The organism is Methylocystis sp. (assembly GCF_051061285.1).
Taxonomy (GTDB): Bacteria; Pseudomonadota; Alphaproteobacteria; order Rhizobiales; family Beijerinckiaceae; genus Methylocystis.
This window is the reverse complement of sequence record NZ_JBPFEA010000040.1, coordinates 74361-94696: the sequence shown is the minus strand read 5'-3', so window position 1 is coordinate 94696 and position 20336 is coordinate 74361. Positions and strand designations below refer to the sequence as shown.

Below are 20336 nucleotides of genomic sequence, written 5' to 3'. Positions count from 1 at the left end.
CGACGGGCGCGTCATGTGCGCCAGCGCACGAGCCAGCGTCGCGCATTTGCGTCTCGCCACACCTTTGCCGCGCTTGCAAAGACCTTGGAAGAGTCCGACTTTTAAAGGGCAATCAAAAATCCGAGGCATCCGTGTCGCATTCCTATCCGCTGCCCGTTCTCGTGGACCAGGGCTTGTCTCAGTCCGATGTCGAAGCGCTGCGCTCCGCCGTCGCGGCGTTGGAAAGACATAGCTTTGCGACGCGGCTGGCGGGTTTGGCGAGCCGACAGCTCAGTTTTGGCTCGCTGACCCTGCCGCCGCGACTGCAGGCGGCGGTCGCCGCCGCGACCCAAAAGGCGCTCGCCGCGGCGATGAAGATGGCCTTGGCGAGCCTCGACGCCCAGCCGGCGAAGGACACGGTGCGGATTCACCGTCGCCTCGCGGCGCTCACCGGAGGCGTCGGCGGCGCCGTCGGGCTCGCGAGCCTGCCGCTGGAACTGCCGGTGTCGACGACGATCATGCTGCGCTCGATCGCGGAAATTGCGCAGGCCGAGGGAGAGGACCTGCGCCACCCGGGCGCCGCCCTCGCCTGCCTCGAGGTTTTCGCCCTGGGCGGCCATTCCGCCGAGGGCAATGTGCTGGAGGGCGGCTATCTTGCGCTGCGCGCCGTGCTCGCGAAATCCGTGTCGGACGCGGCGCGCTTTCTGACCGTCCGGCAGGTCTCCAATGAGGCGGCGCCTGCCCTGGCGCGTCTGATCGGCGCGATCGGGGCGCGTTTCGGCATGGTCGTTTCGCAAAAGACCGCGGCGCAGGCTGTGCCGATCATTGGCGCGATCAGCGGCGCGGCGATCAACGTCGCTTTCACCGAGCACTTCCAGAGCCTCGCGCGCGGCCATTTCGTCGTGCGCCGACTGGAGCGGCTTTACAGCCCGGCCGTGGTGCATGCCGAATACGCCAGGATCGCCCGTTCCGAGGGATATTGGAAGGATCCGCCGCAGGCGGCGTAATCGGCGACGCGCGCTCTACGGCAGGCGGCGCAGCGCCTCGGCGAGATGGCCGATCTGCTGCGTCGTGGCGACGCCCGCTTCGTTTTCTTCGAGCAGGATAAAATCGGCGCCGGCGAGGTTTTCATCGAGTTCTTCCGATGTCGCCGTCAGCCGCTCGCCGTTCGAGGCGTCGCCGGGCGCGCGCCGGTAATGACCGAGTTCGATCGTGTTGTTCTCGGTGCGCATATAGAACCAATAGTCGATTTGCGGCGGACAGGGCGCGAGCGTCGCCGCCGCCAGAACCTGATGCAGAAAGCTGCCGCCAAGCGCAAGCAGCCGCGGGGCCCGCGCGCAATCGCCCTTCTCCCCTGCCCTGCCGATCGCCGCCGTCGGATAAGACGCGTCGGGCCACAGGAGATTCAAGAGATCCAGCAGATCGCGGTCGGTGCCGACGGCTTCTGGCGCCGGCGCCGAGGTAAAGTCGAGAACGCCAATCGGCGTCGCCGGCGGCGCGCGCGTTACGTCGCGCATGGCGAGCGCGCCCCCGACGCTGTTCCAATGCGAGCCGCCGCGCGGAAACAGCGCGATCGGCTGTTTGGATTTTTCCGTCGCAATGAGCGCCGCGCCGTCCACATAGCGCACCTGCGATTCGTCGAGCGCCGCGCGATAGGGCGCGAGCTTGTCCGGCATCGATGTCGCGCGCGCCGCGCATGGCGCGGACGTCGGCAAATCTTCCGGGTAGCGCGCCGCCTTGGACGGCGAAATCAGATAGACGAAACTCTTCCCATGCGCCTGCGCCATCTCCTGAATGTCGCGCAAGGTCGAGGACCAGGCGCTCAGGCGAGACGGATCGAAGCCGCCGTCACGCGCGCAAAATTCGTCGATGTAAATATCTTCATAGAGCTGGCCATTGCGGCCTATCATGACGCCGGGCGCCGCCGAGCCGCCGAACAGCGAAAAGACGAGCTGATTTTTCGCGCGCACGGAGATCGGAAAAACCGGCGACATTCGGCCAAGATTTGTCGACACCGCCTTTTGCGTTTCTCCGGAAAGAAAGGCGTCGAACGTCCAGGGCGCAGGCTTTGGCTTGGCGACGCCGGCGAGCGGCGAGGCGCTGCGGATGCGCAGCTTCGGCCAATCGCGCTCGACGGCGAAATTCCACAAATTGGCGAGGAACAAAAACGCGATGAAGCCCGCGCAACCGAAAATCGGCAGGCGCGCGAGCGTCAGCGACTTCAAAAAGGCGATGACGCCCTCGGCCCGAACGGGCGACTGCGACGCCGCTCCAAATTCCGCCTCATGTTTCTCGATGCGCTTATCCATTTCGGCTAGAATCGCTCATCCGATTTAAAACCGGAAGTAGATGAACGGCTTGAAGGGATCGGCAAGTCCCTTCGCCAAAGCCGCAAGAAAGAGCATGGACAGCGCGCTGTTCGACGCCAATGCGAAGCGCTGCGCCGCGCTTCCCCAATTGAAGTCCTTGACATAAAGCGACAGCCGCTGTGCGACGCAGATCGCCGCGGCGATCAGCGCCACGACCACATATTCGGGAGGAATGGCGACAGGCGCGCTGGACTGCGCCCATGGAGTCGCCATCAACGCCAGCAGCGCGCCGGCCTGCGACAGAGAGGTTGCGCGAAAGAATGTCCAGCCGACGATGACAATGATCATCGCGATGATATTGGCGAGCCAGTCCGGCAACCGCTGCAGGCGATTGACCAGAAAGAGCCGGTCGAGCACGAGGAACACGCCATTATAGGCGCCCCAGGCGATATAGGTCCAAGCCGCGCCGTGCCAAATGCCCGAAGCGAAGAAGCAGATCCACAGATTGAGGTAGGTGCGCGCTTCGCCGCGCCGATTGCCGCCGAGCGGAAAATACAGATATTCGCGAATCCAGCTGGTGAGAGAAATATGCCAGCGCCGCCAGAAATCGGTGATGCTCGTCGCCACATAGGGCATGTTGAAATTTTCCAAAAGCCGGAAGCCGAACATGCGCGCCAGCCCAATCGCCATGTCGGAATAGCCGGAAAAATCGAAATAGATCTGAAAGGTGAAGAACAGCACGCCCGCCCAGGCTTGCGCAAAGCCGAGAGAACCGACGTCGCGCGAAAAGATCAGGTCGGCGCCGCTCGCCAGCGTATCGGCGAAGAGCAGCTTCTTCACGACGCCGAGCATGAAGCGCGAAAAGCCGATGACGAAGTCATCGATGTCGGCATGCGGCATCGCGTCGAACTGGCGCGCGATGTCGTGATATTTGATGATCGGTCCGGCGAGGAGCTTGGGGAAGAAGAAGACGTAAAGCCCGTAAAGCAAGGGTCGGCGCGCCGGCGCGGTGATTCCGCGATAGACATCGACGAGATAGGTGATTTTTTCGAAGACGATGAAGCTGACGCCGATCGGCAATGCGATCTGCGGGATGTTGATCCCCGGCAGCGTCAACGCCTTGAGCAGCGCGTCGAGATTGAGCGCGAGAAAGCCGGTATATTTGTAATAGACGAGGATCGCGAGATTGGCGACGACGCCGAGCGCCAGCCAGAGCTTGCGCTCCTTGTCGCCCTCATGCTGAGGAGCGTCCGAAGGACGCGTCTCGAAGCGCGAGGGCGACGAAGATCCTCCTCCTCCTCCTTCGAGACGCGAGCTGTGCTCGCTCCTCAGGATGAGGAGATCTGGCGCGTCGGCGATCTTCCGCGCCACGTAAAGGTCGAGCCCGACCGAGGCGAAGACGAGGAAGATGAAGACGGGTTCGCTCCAGGCGTAGAAGATCACGCTGGCCGCAAACAGGATGATCGCCCGCCGCAGGCGGACTTCCCCGAAAAACAGATAGATGAGGTAAACCGCCGGGCCGAACAGAAACAGGAACAGCGGCTCGTAAAAAAGCATGATGGTCCTGCGTTCGTCGGCGCATGGGGCGAGCGCGAAAGCCTGCGGCTTCTACCAAAAGCCCAGCAGTCGGGCAAGAAAGCGGCCCGCCATGGGGACGGTCTCTATGAATTCTTGAATTCCTGTCGGTAGACGCGGCGGCGCCGCTCTCCCTTCTCCCGCTTTAGCGGGGGAAGGCGCCGCGAAGCGCCGGAAGGGGGCAAGGAGCGCTCCGACGTGAGATGAAACGTCGGCCCCCTCCCCAACCCTCCCCCGCTTCGCGGGAGAGGGGGCAGGTTGCGCCCGTCATCGGAGCTGCGGACCGCTCACCTGCCGAGCAGTTCGACGCCGGCGAGTCGGGCGAACTTGCGATCGAACGTCACCGTCCTCTGACATTGTCGCGACCTGCCCACCTCGTGAATAATTGCGTCGACAAGATCGACGCCGGAATGATTCAGCGCCGCACGCACGGCGTTTGCCTCGCCGATGACAATCTGCCGCGTATCGAGCAGCGCTTTGATGATCGAAACAACGTCCGACCTTTTCAGATCATAGCAGCTTTCGAGCACCCAAATGATCTCGCAAAGAACGATCGCCGAAATGAAACCTGGATCGCCGGCCGTCAGCGCCTCTTCGATAAATCGCGTCGCGGCTTTGGCTTGCTCGCGATCGTCCTGGGCGAGGTAGCGCACGAGCACATTTGTATCGAGCGCGATCACTTTTCGCTGGCGCGGGTTCGGATCGCCGCTTCCATTGCCTCAAGCGTGACTGGCGTCGCGGGCGCCGGAACAACGCCTTTAAGGCGTCGTATGTCTCCGGAGGCGGCGCGAACGAGAAACGCGTCGCCGCTTGTCTGTTCGAAAACCAGACTGTCGCCAGTATCCACCCGCAAGGCTCGGCGTACTTCGGCGGGCAGCGTGATTTGACCCTTACTGGTTAGGGTCGCCTTCGGCATTGAGGGCCAAGCTCCTTCTCGTTAGAACTCCTTACATATCGTAAGGAGCCATTAATTTCAACCAGAACTCTCGAGCCGGGCTCGCTTGCGCGGGCGCCGCGTTGCGCCTATCACCCCGCCATGGCCACTGATTTTTCTCCCACGTCGGATTTCCTGCGCGCTCTTATTGAGCGCGGCTTCGTTCATCAATGCTCCGATTTCGAGGGGCTCGACGAGAAGGCGCGGTCGGGGGCGCTGGCCGCCTATATCGGCTTCGATTGCACGGCGCCCTCGCTGCATGTCGGTTCATTGCTGCCGATTATGATGCTCGCCTGGCTGCAGCGCGCCGGCGGCAAGCCGTTGCCGCTGATGGGCGGCGGCACGACGCGGGTCGGCGATCCTTCCGGCAAGGACGAGAGCCGCAAGCTTTTGACCGTCGAACAGATCGACGCGAACAAGGCGTCGATCCGGACCGTCTTCGAACGCTTTCTCACCTTTGGCGACGGCGCCACAGACGCGCTGATGCTCGACAACGCCGATTGGCTAGCGGGTTTAAACTACATCGACTTCCTGCGCGACGTCGGCCGCCACTTCTCCGTCAACCGCATGCTGACGATGGATTCTGTGAAGCTGCGTCTCGAACGCGAGCATGAACTCTCCTTCATCGAGTTCAACTACATGTGCCTGCAGGCGTACGACTTCGTCGAGATTAACAGGCGCTACGGCGCGCTGCTGCAGATGGGCGGCTCGGACCAATGGGGCAATATCGTCACGGGCCTCGATCTCGGCCGCCGCATGGGTTGCCCGCAACTCTATGCGCTCACCTCGCCGCTGCTGACCACGGCGTCGGGCGCCAAGATGGGCAAGACCGCCGCCGGCGCCATCTGGCTCAACGCCGACATGCTGTCGCCCTATGACTACTGGCAGTATTGGCGCAATACGGAAGACGCCGACGTCGCCCGCTTCCTGAAGCTCTTCACCTTCCTGCCGATGGCAGAGATCGCGCGCCTCGCCGCGCTGCAAGGCGCCGACATCAACGAAGCCAAGAAGACTCTCGCGACGGAGGCGACGGCGCTCATTCACGGCCGCGCGGCGGCGGATGCGGCCGCGGCGACCGCGCGCGCGACATTCGAAGAAGGCGCGCTCGCGCTGTCGCTCCCCAAGGTCGCCGTTTCGGCTGAGGAAGTCGCCGCCGGCCTTGGCGTGCTGACGGCCTTCGTCAAAGCCGGTCTCGTCGCGTCGACCGGCGAAGCGCGACGCCAGATCAAGGGCGGCGGGCTGCGCGTCAACGATACGCCGGTGACGGACGAGCGCGGAACCATCGGCGAAGCGGCGTTTGCGAGCGATGGCGTCGTTAAATTGTCGCTCGGCAAGAAGAAGCACGTGCTGCTCGAGCGCGCTTAACGTCGCACGCGACTCCTACCGCTCCTGCGGCATGCGCGCGGTGCCGTCGATGACGCCCATGATCTTGCGCATCAAGCCGGGAGCGATCGCCGAGAGCGGATTGACGCTGATCGAAGGCGATGGGAGCGCGCCATAGAGGCGATAGCTCAGCGCAAAGACGCCCTCATGCTGTCCGCCGGCGAGCACGACGCCGACCACCGGAATATTCGACAACAGATTGTTCAACGCATAGGCGGGCACATATGAGCCCACGAGGTCCAGCCGCTCGCGCGGGAAGTCGATGTAGCCGTCGAAGGTGAGGCCGATCTCGGGACCCGACAGCACGCCGTCGCGCACGGTAAGCTGTCCGCCCGACCAGCTAAAGTCGCTTTCCAATCTGCCGACGCGAACGAGGTCGGGGTCGAAGCGGAAATTGCCGCGATCATCCGCGCGCGCCGTTCCGCTTTGCGCCATCAACTGGCGCACGGTCGGTTCGCCGCGCACGAAGAAGTCGCGAATGCGCAAAGCCCCATCGGCGCGGTTTTGACTAAGCTGTACGGTCGCGGTCAGGGCGCCGCTGTCCATCTTCCGATAGATGTCAAAGAAGGAGAGCAGCGAGCCGCCGTCGTTTGTCGCAATTTCGAGTTGCGACTGGTTATCCTGACCGCGCCCCATGCCGACTGTGAGCTGCTCGCGGCCAAAAAAGCCTTTAAGCGCCACCCCGCGGGGCTTGCCGCCGCGACGCTCCAATTTCAGTTCGACGTTTGTGAGAATTTGCTTGCCGTAACCGGTGACGATCGGCGACTTGAAGTCGAGATCGAGGTCGTCGACGCTGCCCTTGCCGCGGTCGGCGCGCATCAATCCCTGCATGATTGGACGGGCGTCGAAATTCGCGCCGCGCGCGACGATCTTCACCAGTTCGCCGCTACGCTGCACGTCGGCGCGCATGTCGTCTCCGGGCGAGAGCCGCGCCTGCGAGAGACGGGCCGCGCGGAATGCGCCATCTCTGCCGAATTCGATGACGCCCTGCGCTTGCGTCGGTCCCGCGTCGAACACGAATTGTTCGAGCGACATCGCCTCGCCGTGGCGCGTCAGCGTGAACGAAGACTTTGCCGGCTTTCCCGACGGCTTCACCAGGCCCGGGAGCGGATTGTCGAAATTCGTCCGGGTGAGATCGAGTTCGATCTGCGTATCGACGTTCTCAACCGGGATCGGCGTGCGTATTGTCGCCAGAATCGGGCCGCTGACGCCGGCGATGGCGTAGCCGGCGCGCTGGCGCGCCGCATCGTCAAAAGTGAATGCGACCTGCGCCTGTGCGGGCCCCCTGTCGCCAAAGCCGCGGCGCACGTCGAGGGTCGCCGGCGCGCCAAAGAGTCGGCCGGTTCCGCTCACGCGCAGTCCGGCCCGGTCAGCGATGATATGCAGCGCGCCGCTCTCGAGCTTCTCCCGGCCGATCAGCTTATCGATCACAAGGTTCGACGTCGTCGCGTCGATGGCGAAAGTCGTGGCCGCGTCGCGCGCCGTCGCCCCTGTCTCGAAATCGACGCGCAGCCGACCTTCGATGGTTCCTTTCAGCGCGCCCGCCTCCACGGGGACAGACGCGTAGTCGGCGATCGCCGGCAATGCAAGCAGGTCCGAGACGGCTTCGACGTCGCCGCCAACAGTGACCTCGACCATCGCGGGCGTCGGGCGCAGCGCGCTGTCGGCGACCAGGAAGCGGCCGGACGACAGTGCGAGGCGTCGACCCGGCCCGGTCTCCATGGCGCCTGAGGTCGCGTCGAAAGACGCCGTCTGTCCGGTGATCCGCAGTCGCCCGTTGATGCCGGCAAGCGGCGCCATGCCCGGCAGGATGTCGGAGACTGTCGCGTCGACGATGTCGCCCTCGGCGAACAGCGAGCGATCCGGCGGCGCCTGCTCGTAGCGCATCGCGTTCAGCGCGGCGCCGTCGAAGTCGGCGGCATATTGGGCGCGCTTCAAGACGCCGACCGGCACATGATCGACGAACCAAGTCCGCACGGACGGCGCGACATGGGTGGGCCACAGGCGCGCGAGCGCGCGTATCTGCGTGTCCTCGATGCCCATCTTGAGTATGACGCGGATGTCGTCGCGCCCACTCACTGCGCCGTTGAGGTCGATGTGCGTGTCGGGACCGTCGAAGGCGAATTTGTCGAAGACGATCTGGCGTTCGTCGCGAAACAGGCGCGCATTGAGCAGTCCGTGGTCAATGCGGACATTTTTCTCTCCCGCGCGCTCAGGCGCGACCATGGTTGGCGCTTTCAGGCGCAACGCGATCGTCCATGGCCCATCCAGCCTCGCCGCATCGGCGATGGTTCTGGCCCCCTCAGGCGGGCGGGCGTCGCCGATGACGGTCATGTCGAAACCGCCGGCCTTGAACACAAGCGGCGCGATTGCGACCTTGCGCGCGGCCCTGTCCCAAACCGCGACGCCGGCGATCTTTTCGATCATCACCGGCTCGTGATCCGGCTCGTCGAAGCGGAAATAGCCCCGGCCGATCTCCATTTGACCCGACGCTTCGAGAACCTCGTCGCCCCGACCGAGCGCGAACCTCAGGTCGAAGGAGAGCGGCGCGTCGGTGTCGAAGCGGGTGGTGCGGAAGCCGCCGGCAAGCGAAATCTCGTCGATCGAAAAATTGCGAAACTGCGCGTGGAAATCGCGCCGTCCTCCCGGCGCGCCCTTTGCAACGGCGACGGCCGTCCAACGCCCCGAGGGGCCATTGGCCGCCGCGGAGAAGCGCATGCCGGCGCCGCCCTTGTCGAGGCTGAGCGTCACGTCTTCATAGCGGATGGCGCGATCGATCGTGCGGTCGTCGATGGTGAGCCGGCCGTGCGCCACGCCGAGACGATCGAGCGCGGCGATTGGACTGTTCGGGCTCGTGGCGAAGTCCATGAGCCCGCGCAGGGCCCCCGCCGCGTCGCGCAGCAGAGTCACGCGCTCCGACCCGGCGCCGTTCGCCGGCGCGCCGGGCGCAATCGCTGGCGCCTTGGCCGGAACCGGATGCGCGCCCGCGGAAATGGCCACGGATCCATCCGGATCGACGGAAAGTCGCAAGTCCAGATCGAGAACCTCGAGCCGGCGCAGCTTTATGCGGCCGATCAACAAGGAGCGAAGGTCGAGCGACAGCTCCGCGCGCGGCGCCGCGACGATGGGACGACCGTCTTTCTTGACAATGAAATTATCGACGGACAGCGTCGGGCCGTGATCGCCATTGCCGATCGCAGCGGCGCCCAGCGAAAATTCGTACCGACCGCCCGCGAGTTCGTCGAGCGATTCGACGATGCGCGGCGCGAGCCAAGCAAAGGTGATGGAGCCCTGCGAAAGCAGCAGGAAGAAGCCGCCGAACGTCAGCGCGCACAGCAGCGTTGCGGCAAGTCCGCTGAGCATGAGCAGGCGGGGAAGTCCGCGGCGCGGCGCCCAAAAAAACGGCAGCCGCAACGCTGCGCGACAGGCCCGCTGCATCGCGCGCCGCCCCCTATCGACGACGACTCCGGCGCCGCTAGGCTTGCGCCCCGTCCTGTCGGTCAATTGGCCTCGCTCTCGGCTCGATCGCCGCGCGGACGCGGGCGATTACACCGGTCTTGCCGGCTGGCCCGCAGTCTGCATTCTACGAACTGATTTTAGCTGCAGATGCGACGAAAGGAAGGCGCCATGAGCACGACCGCCGGCAAGGCAGAAGCTACACGCAAGGAGGAGAAGAAGGAGGGAGGCTTAAAGGAAGGAAGCTTGGCGCCGGCCTTCGATCTCCCAGGGGCCGGCGGCGAAAAGATCTCGCTCGCCGCGCTGAAGGGCAAAAAAGTCGTGCTCTACTTCTACCCAAAGGACGACACGTCGGGCTGCACGAAGGAAGCAATCGAATTCAACGCCTTACGCGAGAGTTTTGCGAAGGCCAAGGCCGTGGTCGTCGGCATGTCGCCGGACCCGATCAAGAACCACGACAAATTTCGCGCCAAATATGAATTGTCGCTGCCCCTCGCGTCAGATGAGGGAAAGGACACGCTCGGCGCCTATGGCGTCTGGGTCGAGAAAAGCATGTATGGCCGCAAATATATGGGCGTCGAGCGCACGACGGTGCTCATCGGTCCCGACGGCCGCATCGCCAAGATTTGGCGGAAGGTGAAGGTTCCGGGCCACGCCGAGGAGGTTCTGACGGCGGCGAAGGCGCTTTAACGCGCCTTCGGGGCTTCAATTGTGGTCGTGTTCGGCTTCGGGCGGAGCGGAATCGGCCGGCGTCGCCGCGCCTGAGCCCATCTTGGCGATGAGCCTGGCCATGTCTTCCGATCCCTTCTTCGCCGCGGCGAGATCAGGCTTGGCGGCCAGCGCCGCGTCATAATCGGCCTTGGCGCGGGCGAAGTCCTTCTTGGCCCGCCAGGCGTTGGCGCGGTTGACGAGCGCGCCAACGTAGCCGGCGTCGATTTTCAGCGCCGCGTCGAAGTCGGCGATCGCCTTATCGAATTCGCCCTTGGCGTAATGGCAGGCGCCGCGCCCATTGCGCGCCGCGGCCAGTTTGGGATCGCGCTTTGCGGCCTCGGAAAATGCCGCGATGGCGCGGTCATGATCGCCTTTCCCGTGATAGAGAGCGCCCGCCGCGACGTCCGGCGCCGTCGCTTTTGGATCGGCTTTCGCCGCATCCTCGAGATCGGCGAGCGCCTTCTCGACATCGCCTTTGGCGCGCCAAATATACGCGCGCGCCAGAAGAGCGGCGGCGTTCTTTTTGTCGGCGGCGATCGCCTGATTATAGTCGGCGAGCGCGGCGTCGAGATCGCCCTTGGCATGATGCGCGGCGCCGCGCGCGGCCAGAATCACCGATGATTTGGGTTCAAACTCCAGCGCCTTGCCGAAGTCCTCGAGCGCGTGCGCATAGTCGCCCTTCACCTGATAGGCGCCGGCGCGATTGACATAGGCCGCCACCTTGTTGTGCGGGGTCTCCTTGTCGATCTCCTGAATGACTTGCGTGCAGCCTGCGATGCGCGCGTCGGGGTCAGGCGCGCGGCACTGACTCCAGGCGGGGCTGACGCCGCCCTTGTGCGCGGCGATGGCGGGCGCGCTGACGACGAGAAGTGAAGCGGCGATGACAGCCGCCGGACACCGCGCCCGCGCGGCCGCGCGCGCTGCGAGAGTGAGACGCTCATACATGAATTGGGTGGCTCCCCGAATAGAGTGGCGGCGGCATGCTACCCCATCGGGCTTCGCCCGCAACTTGGAAATGATGGAATTTCGAGGCCGCAGCTGTCTTTCTACAACGACTTGAGCGGTCCACGCGCATACCCTGCTGAACTGCATCGCCGCCATGTTGCAGCTTTTCGTTCAGTCCAGCGCGGACGTGGCGCGCGATCGTCGGCGAATTCTCGGCAAAATCGTGTATTTTTTTGGCTGCGGCCAGCCTCGGAGCGGGCCGAGAGCCGCTGAGACGTCCTAAGTCGCTCCTTAGGACTTCAGACCGAGACCAAAAACGTTTAGAACCAGTTCAATGAGTCTTCTTACCACCAATCCCGAACTGACCGCGGTCTGCGACCGTTTCGCTCGGCATCCCTTCGTCACGGTCGACACCGAATTTTTGCGCGAAACCACGTTCTGGCCGCAGGTCTGCGTGATCCAGCTGGCGTCGCCGGAAGAGGCTGTGGCGATTGACGCCCTTGCCGATGATCTTGATCTTTCGCCGTTTTTTGGCCTCATGGCCAATCCCGACGTCGTCAAGGTGTTCCACGCCGCGCGCCAGGATCTCGAGATCATCTGGCGCCTCGCCCGTCTCATACCCGCGCCGATCTTTGATACGCAGGTCGCGGCCATGGTCTGCGGATTCGGCGAACAAGCGTCCTATCTCGAGCTGGTGAAGGCGATCACGCGCGCCAGTCTCGACAAATCGTCGCGATTCACCGACTGGTCGCGCCGACCGCTGTCAAACGCCCAAATCGAATACGCCATCGCCGACGTCACGCATCTTCGCGACATTTACACCGCGCTGCGGGCGCGGCTCGAACGTTCCAATCGCCTTGAATGGCTCGTGGACGAGATGCAGACGCTCACCTCGCCCGCGACCTATGAGCAGCATCCCGAAAACGCTTGGGAACGGCTGCGCCATCGCGCGCGCAAGCCGCGCGATCTCGCCGTTCTGATGGAACTGGCCGCCTGGCGCGAGTTCGAAGCGCAAGCGCGCGACGTGCCGCGTTCGCGCGTCCTGAAGGACGACTTGCTCATCGAGATTGCTCAAGCCGCGCCGCGCTCGGTCGAAGCGCTCGGCAATTTGCGGTCCTTTCCAAAGGGTATGGAGCGCTCCCGCGCGGGAACCGACATCATCGCCGCTGTGGAGCGCGGCCTCGCGCGCGATCCCGCCACAGTGCCGCGCATCGAACGCGACCGACGCAACTCAAACGGCGCGACGGTCGAGTTGCTCAAGGTATTGCTGCGTCAGGTGTCGGAGGAGACGGGCGTAGCCGCCAAGATGATCGCGACGGTCGAAGATCTCGAATCCGTCGCGCATGACGATCATGCCGACGTTCAGGCGCTGAAGGGATGGCGCCGCGCGATCTTCGGCGAGAAGGCTCTGGAATTGAAGCGGGGCCGCTTGGCGCTCTCGGTGGAAAATGGCCGGGTCGTCACCTTCGACTGGCAGGCCGCGGACGAACCCGCGAACGCTGAATGAGCCTCACGCTTGCGCTGCAGCGCAGCAATGCTGCTGCGCCATTTTTGCGCGCAAGCAAGCGGCTGACGAATATTTGTGCGCCATAAAATACCGTTTAATATCTTATAGATAATGCGATATTACGATAATTTATTGCGCTGCGATATTGTCGTGCTGCAATGCAGTAGCTACCTTCCATCCCGAGTGGGGCGCGCAGTTCGCTGCGACGGTTGTGCGTACGCCGGCCCTGCTCCGAAACGGAAGGATAAGATATGACTACAGGAAATCGAATTGTCGCGGCGGCGTTCGGCGGAGCGCTGTGTCTTGCAGCAAGCTCGGGCCTGTCCGCAGCTGATGCTTCCCTGACGATGAAGCCGCTTATGGCGGCGAGCTTTGACGCTGGCTCAAAACATGTCGTGAGCTATTTCGTCGGCGGCGAGAGCGGCTGCCGTCTCACCATGATGGTCGTCGATTCCGCGCTGGAGGAGGATCCGACGCCGGCGACCCAGGCGACGCGCCTCGTCGTCACCGTCACGGACGGAAAGGCGGCGTTTTTCGACTCGGCCGTCGGCACGTCCCTGCGCTTCAATTGCGCCGCCGGCGCACAGACCATGCGCGTGGACAAGATCAATCGAGTCGCGCGCGCTCCAGCGGAGTAGCATCAGAAAGCGGCGCGTCCTGTGACGCGCCGCATTGCTCGAAAGGAGCGGAACGCCCGCGCGTCAGTGCGACAGGAATTTGAACGGCTCGGCGGGAACGAATTTGTCCGAAACTTCGCCCGCCAGAATCGGGCTGCCCGCAAGGTCGAGCTTCGCGGGCTTGGCGCCCGGTTCGAGCTTCAATTTCGTCAGCTCGACCCAGAAAATCGAAGGGTTCAGCGTCGGCTCGAAATAATAGAGCCGATCCTTGATGTCGGTGACCGAACGCCATCGCGTCGAGGCGATGTTCGGCTCCTGCGGCGTGGATATCCCAAGCGGCACCGAGACGTTTCGAATGATCGAAAAGACGCTGGCGATCGCCACGCGCTTGTCGTCGACTTTCGGCGTCGCGTTCAAGTTCCAGCTGGCGCGGGCGAAGCGATCGGACGCGCGATGCGTGCCAGGAAGGAAATTCGACCCGCCGATCTCGACCCAATAGGTGTTAAGGGCGAGCTGCTGATCGAAAGGCGGGGAATTGGTCATCACCGTGTATTTAGGGTTGTGATGAATGACGAGCTTGCCGCCGAGATATTCGAGTATCGCGCTGTCGCCAGACTGATCGGCCAGCGCCATATGGCTCGCCGCTTTGACGCCGCCGGGAAGATCGGGCGCGACGATCGCGAAGGGCTCCTTTTGCAGCGCCTTCACCGCATCAGCGACGTTCGCGTAGTTGTCGAGAACATATTGCGCCCAGCCGCCGACGGACAGCAGCGGCTTCTTGGAGGCTTTCGCGTCTCCGTAATCCGCCTCGGCGAGATAGAGAAGATTAACCGCGAGCCCAGCGTCGTTCATGCCTTCAGCCGTGGCCGCGTTGTAAAAGTCGGCGATGAGCGAACCATGTTTCGAGGTCCATTTGATCGACCCCGGACCGACCCCGCCGTCGCGCGCCATGCCGCGCGGGAAGGACCACAAGTTTGTTCGCGGATCGACGTCCCAGTCCATCGTCCGGCCCACAAGATAGTCCTTGTCGCTGGTCCCATAGAGCACGCGCGTGCAGGCCTCGGCGCTCCCGCACATCGATGCGACCGCAACGGCGGCCGCCAGAAGACCTTTTGCGAATTGCCTGTCCATATCGAATTCCTTTCAAATAAGTCCGTTTGGAGAGTGAACCGCTTTTGTGTTCAGGGCGCCACCTCGATCTGCGCGTCGGCGCCCATGAGCTTGCCGAGCGCCTTCAGACGATTGAGCACGCGCTCGCTCGCAAGATCGGCGTAAGCGGCGGGCAAAGTGAGCGTCGCCGCGCGATCGCAGACCCGCAAGCGCGTGCGCGGCAGCACGCCGGGCATCGACGCTGACAACAAATAGGCGACCCGCATGAGCGCCCCGAGAATGCGCGCACGCGCGAAAAGACGCGTCGTCAATAGGGTGCGCAGATCCGCAAGGCCTTCCGCCCCGTCGAGCCCTTCGTGACGGAAGACGATTGCAAGCGACAGGAAGGCGCGGCCCGGATGATCAATGGCGACGAACGGCCCCTGCGTGACGATGTTCATGGCGCGCTGCGCACGATATTCCGGATGAGCGCGCCAAGCGATGTCGGAGAGCAGACAGGCGGCGTGGCGCAGCCGGCGCTCCTCGTCGGTTTCGTCTATGCCGCTCTTTTCCATATAGGCGTCCGTCCAATCGATGAGATCGTCGCCATACCCCGGCGCGCGCGCGAAAGTCACTTCCAATTCGCGCGTCGCCGCGAGCAAGGGATCGACGCGACGCTCGGCCGACGACAGGCGCTCATACAACATGCCTTCGCGCACGCCCGCGGCTGATATGACGATCTCGCGAGGCTTGGCGCGTCGGATGATCTCGTCAAGCACGATCGCGCCATAGGCGAGCAGAGGCCGGCGCGCCGCCGAAACGAAGTCGATGTCCTCGAGCGCCTCGCTGTCGATATGTTCGACAAGTTCAGCGAAATCGGCGGCTTCGCTCGTCTGGATGCGGTAATGATGCATGACGCCGAGCGCATAGTTGCGCTGACGCATGTGGAGTTTGGCGAGCGATCGCCAGGTGCCGCCGACCGCGTAAAAGGTTCGGCCCTTGAGATGATCGAGCGGCTTCGCGTCGGCGATCGCCTTGCGGGCGATGCGCGTCGCCTCGCGCATGGAGCGCCGCGACGCGTCCATCAGGGCGAGTCCGCCGAGCGGCAGGGTGATCCCCTTGCCGAGCGCTTCCTTGTGGACGTCGATCAGTTCGAGCGAGCCGCCGCCGAGATCGCCCACGACGCCGTCCGGCTCATGAATCGCCGAAATGACGCCAAGCGCGGAAAGCTCCGCTTCGCGACGGCCCGAAAGCAGCGAAATGTCGCGTTGAATGGCGTCGCGCGCCGCGTCCAGAAAAACGTCGCCATTCTTGGCGCCGCGCACCGCCGCGGTGGCGATCACCTCGATGTCATCGACCCCCATCGTCTCGCAAAGCGCCCGATAGCGGCGCAGCGCCTTCATCGCCTTGTCGACGCCCTCATCGGGCAGTCGGCCTGTCGTGACGACGCCTTTGCCGAGACCGCACATCGCCTTTTCGTTGAAGATCGGGGTCAGCGCGCGCGCGAGCGCCTGATAGGCGACGAGCCGCACCGAATTCGAGCCGATGTCGACGATCGCGACGGGTTTCGGCGTGGAGTCGGCGCGCTGCGTCGCGCCACGCGCCGCCGCCTCAAGCATTTTGGCCGCGCTTTAAGAGCGAGCGCGGCCGCCAATCCTTGAGCGACTTGCCACGCCCCGAAAGCGAGGGATTGGTCATGAAATATTTGTGCGCATTGAAACGCTCCTCGCCTTCGGGCGGAACAATGCGCAGCGACGAGCCGTCCGGCAAGACTCGATAGCTCTGCTCATTGTCAATGAGATTGGCGAGCATGATCTGATCGAGCACCTGCTGATGCACCGTCGGATTGACGATCGGCATCATCACCTCGACCCTTCGATCGAGATTGCGCGGCATCAGGTCGGCGGAAGAAATGTAGACGTGCGCGCGCGGATGCGGCAGCACATAGCCGCCGCCGAAGGCGTAAACACGCGCGTGTTCGAGAAAGCGGCCGACGATCGACTTCACGCGAATATTATCGGACAGTCCGGGAACGCCGGGCCGCAGGCAGCAGATGCCGCGCACGATGAGTTCGATCGAGACGCCCGCTTGCGACGCCGCATAAAGCGCGTCGATGATTTCGGGATCAACAAGCGCGTTGCATTTGCCCCAGATAGCGCCAGGCTTGCCGGCCTTCACGAAGGCGATTTCCTGGTCGATATGCTCGAGAAGCTTCTTTTTGAGCGAAATCGGCGACACCGACATGCGCTCAAGCCCGGCCGGCTCGGCATAGCCGGTGATGTAATTGAAGATGCGCGAGATGTCCCGTCCGATCACAGGGTCGGCGGTGAACACCGAAATGTCCGTATAGATGCGCGCCGTCACGGGGTGATAATTACCGGTGCCGACATGGCAGTAGGTGACGAGGCCGCCGCCTTCCCGGCGCACGACGAGCGACAATTTCGCGTGCGTCTTGAGCTCGATGAAGCCGAAGACCACTTGCGCGCCGGCGCGTTCGAGATCGCGCGCCCAGCGGATATTCGCTTCCTCGTCGAAGCGCGCTTTTAATTCGACCAGCGCGGTGACGGATTTGCCCGCCTCGGCGGCTTCGACGAGCGCGCGCACGATCGGGCTGTTGTTCGACGTGCGATAGAGCGTCTGCTTGATGGCGATGACATTGGGATCGCGCGCCGCCTGCTGCAAAAACTGCACCACGACGTCAAAAGATTCGTAAGGGTGATGAACCGCGAGATCCTTTTGTTTGATCGCGAGGAAACAGTCGCCGCCATTGTCGCGCACCCGTTCCGGAAAGCGCGGATTGTAGGGCTTGAATTTCAGCTCCGGCCGGTCGAGCGCGACGAGTTCGGAAAGATCGTTGAGGGCCAACATGCCGTCGATCTCGAAAGTTTCCGGCTCGTTGACGTCGAGCTCCTCGGCGACGAGCGCGCGCAAGGTCGCCGGCATATCCGCCGCCACTTCGAGCCGGATCACCGAACCGCGCCGGCGCCGCTTCAACGCGGTCTCAAAAAGCAGCACGAGATCTTCGGCTTCTTCCTCGACTTCGAGATCGCTGTCGCGGATGACCCGGAACAACCCCTGCGCCCGCAGCAAATAGCCAGGAAACAGCCGCTGCGCGTTCATCGCGATCAGCGTTTCGAGCAGCATGAAGCGCTCACGGCCGGCGACGCCCGTCGTCGCCGGCAAGCGCACGAAGCGCTCGATTTTCGGCGGCAGGCGGATCAGCGCCTTCAGCGTCTTGCGATCGCCGGGGCGCACCAGTTCGAGCGCCAATGTGAAGCCGAGATTGGGGATGAAAGGAAAGGGATGCGCCGGATCGACCGCGAGCGGCGTCAGCACCGGAAACACGCGGCTGAGGAAATATTCCTCAAGCCACTCGCGGTCGGCCTTGGAGACGTCCGCGGGCTCGACGATAACAATGCCGACGTCTTCGATCTCGGCGCGCAGCTCGCGCCAGCGCCGCAATTGCTCGCTCGTCAGGAGCGTGACGCGCTCGGTGATCTTCGTCAGCTGCTCGGCGGGCGTCAGGCCGTCCTCGGAGCGCGCCGTCACGCCGGAGCGCACCTGCCCGCGAAGGCCGGCGACGCGCACCATGAAGAATTCGTCGAGATTATTGGCCGAGATCGACAGGAAACGCAGTTGCTCAAGCAACGGGTGATTGCGGTTGGAGGCCTCCTCCAGAACCCGGCGATTGAATTCCAGCCAGGACAGCTCCCGATTGATGAAGCGCTGCGGAGAGGCCGCAAGCTTGGCGGGATCCTCCACGAGAATCCCGTCGGCGCAATCCATCACGGCGATATCGGCGCCCGTGCGCTGGGCGGCGAGTTTATCCTGAATATGCGGCTTCATTTCCACTTCCGGGTCCCAGCCATCATGCCACAGGCCTGTGCGGCGACGAAATCATTCGATCAGGTAAACTTCTCAATAACCTTGGCCGCGAGCGCCCGTGTGACAGGCCGCCCCTGCGCCAAAGCCTCGCGGTCGAGAGCGGCGACAAAGGCGCGTGCGGCGGCGAGCGAGCGCTCCAGCCTCAGCGCGGCGAAGGCCAGCGCCGGCGGTTCGACGAGGAGCTGTCGATCTGCGAAGAGCTTCACCAGAACTGCGCGCATCAACGTCTCGTCCGGCGCGCCGATTTCGACGATCGGGGCGCGGCGCAAACGCGACAACAGGTCGGGAAGCCGCGTGTCTTCCGCCCGCGGCGGGCGGGCCGCGCTCATCAGCAGGAAGGCGCCGTTTTCGTTCACGAAATTCAGGAGATGGAACAGCGTGGTTTCGTCAGCGACGCGGTCGACGTCGTCGATGACGATGGCTCGCGGCGCCTGGGCGACCAGCCCCTCCAGCGTCGGCAGCGCGCCGGGCGCAACGACAAGCGCGCCCGCGCGCGCCGCCCAAATGGCGCAGAGGTGGGATTTGCCCGCGCCAACGGGCCCGATCAGCGCGAGAACCCGATCCGGCCAATCCGGCCAGCGTTCGATCATATCGAGCGCCGCCCGGTTCGATGCGGCGGGCAGAAACTCTTCGCGTCCGAAGCGCGGCGTCGTCGGCAGGTCGAGCGGCAACTGACGTCCCGGCTCGCATGTCTCCGGCGCGCCGGCCTTTGTCATGCGCGGTCGGGGATCGGGTGCTGATAGAGCGCGCTCCCGCGGTAGCGTTTTGCAAGAAAGCGCATGAAGGCGCCGAGCGCCGCCGCGACAGGCACGGCGACGATAAGGCCCGTAAATCCGAAAAGCGCGCCGAAGGCCAGCAAGGCGAACATGATCCAGACCGGATGCAGTCCGACGGAGGCGCCGACGAGCCGCGGCGACAGCACATAGCCGTCCATGATCAGTCCGGTCGTCACGATCGCCACCGCCTCGATCGGCAGATTGACGTGCGGCCAGCCCTGAACGATCGCGACGATGATCGATAGAACGAAGGCGGTGACGGAGCCGACGTAGGGGATGAAGCTCAGAAAGCCCGCGATGACGCCGATGAGGAACCCGAAATTCAGCCCGATCGCCGATAGCCCGCCCGCATACCAGACGCCAAGGAACAGGCAGACAAGCGACTGTCCGCGCACGAAGCCGGCAAGCGCGCGATCGATGTCGCGGGCGAGCGAGCGCACGTCATCGCGATGGCGCGGCGGAATCAGATCGTCGATGATGGCGACCATGTGATCCCAATCAACCAGCATATAGAAGGCGACGACCGGCGTGATCACGATGAGCGAGATCACGTTGATCAGCGCATAGCCCCGCCACAACAGCGATTTCACGAAATCGCCGAGCAGCGTCGCGCCCTGGCTCGTGAGGTCGTTTATATATTTTTGCGCATCGAAAGACGCCGCAGCGCCGCCGAGCCCGAATTCCTGCAACCAGCCATTGATGGAATCGCTGGTGACGCGCTCGCTCCATTGCGTCAGGAGGCCATGCAGCGTCTGCAAATAGCCCGGCAGCGAGGTGATGAAGCCCGCAAGCTGATGCGAAAGAATCGGAACCAGAACAACGGCCGCGGTCCCGACGACCAGAAGAAAGACGACGAGCAGAAGACCCGCGGCGCCCAATCTCGACAGGCCCAGCCGCTGCAGCCGGTCAGCCACGGGGTCGAGCAGATAGCCGAGCGCGGTTCCGGCGACAAAGGGCGCAAGCACCGGGCTCAGGAAATACAGCGCTAGGCCTAGCGCCAGAAGCGTCAAGCCCCAGAGCGCGAGCTGCCGTTCGAGGCTCAGCCCCGCCCATTGCAGCTGCTGCATCTCGGCGTCGTCGCCAGCGTCGAGAGGCGGCGGCGGCTGCGCAGTATCAATGACCGCCGGCTGCGCAGTATCGAAGCCGAGCGTCGGTGTTCTCTGTGACATG

General features: G+C 63.8%; 16 protein-coding genes. 5 read left to right on the top strand and 11 right to left on the bottom strand.

All coding sequences use genetic code 11. The features are described from left to right. Positions 1 to 131: 131 nt before the first annotated feature. Complete coding sequence (locus ACR65T_RS14475; RefSeq protein ID WP_434497147.1) at positions 132 to 986, top strand: EcsC family protein; 855 nt, start codon at positions 132 to 134, stop codon at positions 984 to 986. 15 nt (positions 987 to 1001) lie between these two features. Here ACR65T_RS14475 and ACR65T_RS14470 read toward each other — a convergent pair whose 3' ends face one another. The 4 genes from ACR65T_RS14470 to ACR65T_RS14455 all read right to left on the bottom strand — a co-directional run bounded on the left by ACR65T_RS14470 (position 1002) and on the right by ACR65T_RS14455 (position 4779). Then, a complete protein-coding gene (locus tag ACR65T_RS14470; protein ID WP_434497146.1) occupies positions 1002 to 2288 on the bottom strand; it encodes an alginate O-acetyltransferase AlgX-related protein in 1287 nt (428 codons plus the stop codon). A gap of 24 nt (positions 2289 to 2312) precedes the next feature. Next, positions 2313 to 3845 carry an MBOAT family O-acyltransferase gene (locus tag ACR65T_RS14465; RefSeq protein WP_434497145.1) on the bottom strand — a complete coding sequence of 511 codons (1533 nt, stop codon included), beginning with the start codon at positions 3843 to 3845 and terminating at the stop codon, positions 2313 to 2315. Positions 3846 to 4150: 305 nt separating this feature from the next. Then, positions 4151 to 4543: a PIN domain-containing protein gene (locus tag ACR65T_RS14460; RefSeq protein WP_434497144.1), complete on the bottom strand. Its 393-nt coding sequence runs from the start codon at positions 4541 to 4543 to the stop codon at positions 4151 to 4153. Further along, entirely contained in the window at positions 4540 to 4779 is a 240-nt protein-coding gene (locus ACR65T_RS14455) for an AbrB/MazE/SpoVT family DNA-binding domain-containing protein (protein ID WP_434497143.1), read from the bottom strand. Before ACR65T_RS14455 ends, ACR65T_RS14460 begins: the two co-directional genes overlap by 4 nt. Before the next feature lie 120 nt (positions 4780 to 4899). Here ACR65T_RS14455 and tyrS point away from each other — a divergent pair, with 120 nt between their 5' ends. Then, complete coding sequence (gene tyrS, locus ACR65T_RS14450; RefSeq protein WP_434497142.1) at positions 4900 to 6162, top strand: tyrosine--tRNA ligase; 1263 nt, start codon at positions 4900 to 4902, stop codon at positions 6160 to 6162. A 15-nt stretch (positions 6163 to 6177) separates the two neighbouring features. On the opposite strand, the gene ACR65T_RS14445 is transcribed toward tyrS, so the two are convergent. Continuing rightward, complete coding sequence (locus tag ACR65T_RS14445; RefSeq protein WP_434497141.1) at positions 6178 to 9684, bottom strand: AsmA-like C-terminal region-containing protein; 3507 nt, start codon at positions 9682 to 9684, stop codon at positions 6178 to 6180. A gap of 123 nt (positions 9685 to 9807) precedes the next feature. Between ACR65T_RS14445 and ACR65T_RS14440 the strand changes: the two genes are divergently transcribed. Continuing rightward, positions 9808 to 10326 (top strand): peroxiredoxin, encoded by a 519-nt coding sequence (locus ACR65T_RS14440; RefSeq protein WP_434497140.1) that lies wholly within the window; start codon positions 9808 to 9810, stop codon positions 10324 to 10326. A 15-nt stretch (positions 10327 to 10341) separates the two neighbouring features. On the opposite strand, the gene ACR65T_RS14435 is transcribed toward ACR65T_RS14440, so the two are convergent. Beyond that, complete coding sequence (locus ACR65T_RS14435; RefSeq protein WP_434497139.1) at positions 10342 to 11292, bottom strand: tetratricopeptide repeat protein; 951 nt, start codon at positions 11290 to 11292, stop codon at positions 10342 to 10344. Between the two features lie 334 nt (positions 11293 to 11626). On the opposite strand from ACR65T_RS14435, the gene rnd reads away from it, so the two are divergent. After that, positions 11627 to 12799, top strand: coding sequence for a ribonuclease D (gene rnd, locus ACR65T_RS14430; protein ID WP_434497138.1), 1173 nt, complete (start codon positions 11627 to 11629; stop codon positions 12797 to 12799). A 251-nt stretch (positions 12800 to 13050) separates the two neighbouring features. Beyond that, entirely contained in the window at positions 13051 to 13437 is a 387-nt protein-coding gene (locus ACR65T_RS14425) for a hypothetical protein (protein ID WP_434497137.1), read from the top strand. Positions 13438 to 13500: 63 nt separating this feature from the next. Here the strand turns inward: ACR65T_RS14425 and ACR65T_RS14420 are convergent, their stop codons facing one another. The 5 genes from ACR65T_RS14420 to ACR65T_RS14400 are packed head-to-tail and all read right to left on the bottom strand — an operon-like array spanning position 13501 to position 20335. Beyond that, positions 13501 to 14547: a linear amide C-N hydrolase gene (locus ACR65T_RS14420; protein ID WP_434497136.1), complete on the bottom strand. Its 1047-nt coding sequence runs from the start codon at positions 14545 to 14547 to the stop codon at positions 13501 to 13503. 50 nt (positions 14548 to 14597) lie between these two features. Further along, positions 14598 to 16124 (bottom strand): exopolyphosphatase, encoded by a 1527-nt coding sequence (gene ppx / locus ACR65T_RS14415; RefSeq protein ID WP_434497135.1) that lies wholly within the window; start codon positions 16122 to 16124, stop codon positions 14598 to 14600. Continuing rightward, on the bottom strand, positions 16117 to 18351 hold the full coding sequence (locus ACR65T_RS14410) for an RNA degradosome polyphosphate kinase (protein ID WP_434497134.1): 2235 nt from the start codon (positions 18349 to 18351) through the stop codon (positions 16117 to 16119). Before ACR65T_RS14410 ends, ppx begins: the two co-directional genes overlap by 8 nt. Before the next feature lie 59 nt (positions 18352 to 18410). Further along, positions 18411 to 19106: a hypothetical protein gene (locus ACR65T_RS14405; protein ID WP_434497133.1), complete on the bottom strand. Its 696-nt coding sequence runs from the start codon at positions 19104 to 19106 to the stop codon at positions 18411 to 18413. Then, positions 19103 to 20335, bottom strand: coding sequence for an AI-2E family transporter (locus tag ACR65T_RS14400; RefSeq protein ID WP_434497132.1), 1233 nt, complete (start codon positions 20333 to 20335; stop codon positions 19103 to 19105). The genes ACR65T_RS14405 and ACR65T_RS14400 overlap by 4 nt, the downstream gene beginning before the upstream one ends. Position 20336 lies beyond the last annotated feature (1 nt).

Coding starts and splice junctions, on each gene's coding strand:
- ACR65T_RS14470 (WP_434497146.1), bottom strand. CDS start 2,288: ATGGATAAGCGCATCGAGAAACATGAGGCGGAATTTGGAGCGGCGTCG.
- ACR65T_RS14465 (WP_434497145.1), bottom strand. CDS start 3,845: ATGCTTTTTTACGAGCCGCTGTTCCTGTTTCTGTTCGGCCCGGCGGTT.
- ACR65T_RS14455 (WP_434497143.1), bottom strand. CDS start 4,779: ATGCCGAAGGCGACCCTAACCAGTAAGGGTCAAATCACGCTGCCCGCC.
- tyrS (WP_434497142.1), top strand. CDS start 4,900: ATGGCCACTGATTTTTCTCCCACGTCGGATTTCCTGCGCGCTCTTATT.
- ACR65T_RS14440 (WP_434497140.1), top strand. CDS start 9,808: ATGAGCACGACCGCCGGCAAGGCAGAAGCTACACGCAAGGAGGAGAAG.
- ACR65T_RS14435 (WP_434497139.1), bottom strand. CDS start 11,292: ATGTATGAGCGTCTCACTCTCGCAGCGCGCGCGGCCGCGCGGGCGCGG.
- rnd (WP_434497138.1), top strand. CDS start 11,627: ATGAGTCTTCTTACCACCAATCCCGAACTGACCGCGGTCTGCGACCGT.
- ACR65T_RS14425 (WP_434497137.1), top strand. CDS start 13,051: ATGACTACAGGAAATCGAATTGTCGCGGCGGCGTTCGGCGGAGCGCTG.
- ACR65T_RS14420 (WP_434497136.1), bottom strand. CDS start 14,547: ATGGACAGGCAATTCGCAAAAGGTCTTCTGGCGGCCGCCGTTGCGGTC.
- ppx (WP_434497135.1), bottom strand. CDS start 16,124: ATGCTTGAGGCGGCGGCGCGTGGCGCGACGCAGCGCGCCGACTCCACG.
- ACR65T_RS14410 (WP_434497134.1), bottom strand. CDS start 18,351: ATGAAGCCGCATATTCAGGATAAACTCGCCGCCCAGCGCACGGGCGCC.
- ACR65T_RS14405 (WP_434497133.1), bottom strand. CDS start 19,106: ATGACAAAGGCCGGCGCGCCGGAGACATGCGAGCCGGGACGTCAGTTG.
- ACR65T_RS14400 (WP_434497132.1), bottom strand. CDS start 20,335: ATGTCACAGAGAACACCGACGCTCGGCTTCGATACTGCGCAGCCGGCG.